The 2,365-nt window shown below is 66.6% G+C and carries 2 protein-coding genes; both read left to right on the plus strand.

Annotation, left to right across the window (positions count from 1 at the left end):
* The first annotated feature begins 124 nt into the window (after positions 1-124).
* Entirely contained in the window at positions 125-1,543 is a 1,419-nt protein-coding gene (gene istA, locus ACFYO9_RS38865; RefSeq protein WP_358778204.1) for an IS21 family transposase, read from the plus strand.
* Entirely contained in the window at positions 1,540-2,310 is a 771-nt protein-coding gene (istB, locus tag ACFYO9_RS38870) for an IS21-like element helper ATPase IstB (protein ID WP_358778205.1), read from the plus strand. Before istA ends, istB begins: the two co-directional genes overlap by 4 nt.
* Positions 2,311-2,365 lie beyond the last annotated feature (55 nt).

The following is a 2,365-nucleotide window of genomic DNA, read 5'->3' on the forward strand; positions in this document are numbered from 1 at the left end:
TGTCGGCGTACAAATGAACGTGCACCACCTCGTACGAATGAGAGTGCACCAAAGTTGATGTGGTGGCGGGTGGGTGCCGCGAGTCTTCTGCTGTCGGTTTCGGGACGGTGGAGGGGCGGCTGACGTGGTCTTGGACCCGCATCGCTGGCTGGAGTTGAGGCGGTTTCGCGGTCTGTACGAGTCCGGTGCGATGAGCCTGCGGGAGATCGCGAAGGAGACCGGGCTGAACCGTCGTACGGTCACGAAGTACCTGTCGGGCGAGGCGCCGGTCGCGCCGCCGAAGAGAACGGCCGAGGGGCGGCAGCACCGGCGGGTGGTCGATGAGGTCGCTCCGCTCGTCGATGCGATGCTCAGGTCGGAGATCCTGCTCAAGGCATCGGTGATCCACGAGCGCCTGGCCTCGGAGTACCAGGTCGCCCTGAACTACCAGCGGGTCAAGATCTATCTCCAGGAAGCCCGGCCCCGGATCGCTGAGGAACTCGGCATCAGCCCGGGTGAACTGGCGGGCCTGCACCGCCGGTTCGAGGTAATCCCGGGGGCACAGGCCCAGGTGGACTGGGGTGATGAGGGCAAGATCCTCGCCCATGTCGGGATCCCGAAGGTCTACTCGTTCCACATGACGCTGTCGTACTCCCGCGATCCGTTCTGCTGCTTCACCACCAGCCAGGACCTCGCGAGCTTCTTCGACTGTCACCGGGCCGCGTTCGCGCACTTCGGCGGGGTGCCGATGACGATCGTCTACGACCGCACCAAAACAGTCGTGCGACGGCATGTCGCGCCGGGCGAGGCGGTCCCGTTGCACCCAGAAGCAGTCGCGTTCTCCGGGCACTACGACTTCGACATTGACGTCCTGGCCGCCTATCGGCCCCAGGGGAAGGGCCGGGTCGAGCGCCAGGTATTGATCGTCCGCGATCATGTCCTGGCCGGACGGGCCTTCTCCTCGATCGAGGAGATGAACGCCGCCTTCACGGCCTGGGTGCCGCTGCGGCGGGCGAAGGTGCACGGCACTCACGGCGAGATCATCGGGCACCGAGCCGTGCGCGATCACGTGGCCCTGCGGCCGCTGCCGCCCACTCCGTATGTCGTCGCCCAGCGGCATCTGCGGCACGTCGGCAAGGACTGCCTGGTCGCTTTCGACGCGAACCTCTACTCGGTGCCCGCGCGCAAGGTCCGCCCCCGCCAGCTGGTCGAGATTCGGGCGACCAAGTCGCAGGTCACCCTGCACTCCACGCTCCCCGGCACCGCTGGGGACACCCTCCTGGCCACCCATCCACGGGCAGTTGGCCGCGGCGCTCGGATTGTGGACGACTCGCACTGGGACGGCCTGCCCACCGGAGCCGGACGCCGCACCACCACTGGCGATAGTCCGTCCCCGCCCCGCCGTGACCAGCGTCTTGGGCCTGAGGTCGGCTCGCTGCAAGCCCTTCTGAACCGGGCCGCTGCCGCCAGCGTCGAAGTCGGCCGCCGCCCGCTGTCCGTCTATGACGAACTGACCGGCACCCGCCCCTTCACCACCAATCGAGCGACGAAGGACTTCTCTTGAGCCAGCTGACCGGCAACCGTATCCGCACCACGGCCGGCAAGCTCGGCCTGCCACATCTCGCGGAGACCATCAATGAGTTCACCCGCCGGGCCGATGAGGCGAAGATGGGCTATCTCGACTTCCTCGACCTGGTCCTGTCCGAGGAACTCGCAGTCCGTGAGGACCGTCGCTTCCGCAGCGGCCTGCGGACCTCGAAGTTGCCGCATCACAAGACGCTCGACGAGTACGACTTCGCCTTCCAGCCCGATCTCGACCCGCGCAAGGTCAAGGACCTGGCCACCCTCTCGTTCGTCGAGGCCAAGGCCAACGCGGCCCTGCTCGGGCCGCCCGGGGTCGGCAAGACGCATATCGCCGTCGCCCTCGCGGTCGCGGCCTGCCGGGCCGGCTACTCGATCTACTTCACGACGCTGGATGACATGGTCCGCAACCTCAAGACCGCCGAAGCCGCCGGACGGTTGGTCAACAAGCTCGGCAGCTACCTGCGGCCCAGCGTCCTCGTGGTCGATGAGGTCGGCTATCAGCCCCTCGAACGCGCCGAGGCGAATTTGGTCTTCCAGGTGATCTCCAAGCGATACGAGAAGGGCTCGGTCATCCTGACCTCGAACAAGACGTTCAGCGAATGGGGCCAGGTCTTCGGCGACGAAGTCCTCGCCACGGCGATCCTCGACCGCCTCCTGCACCACTGCGAGGTCGTCTCGATCAACGGCAACAGCTACCGGTTGAAGAACCGCCTCCAGGCCATCGAGCGGGACACCGACGTGGCCTGAGCACTGGTGCACATAACTTCGTACGCGGCGGTGCACTCAGACGAGTACGCGGACA

Origin of the sequence: Streptomyces sp. NPDC005863 (genome assembly GCF_042871345.1) — a bacterium.
In the GTDB taxonomy this organism is placed as follows: domain Bacteria; phylum Actinomycetota; class Actinomycetes; order Streptomycetales; family Streptomycetaceae; genus Streptomyces.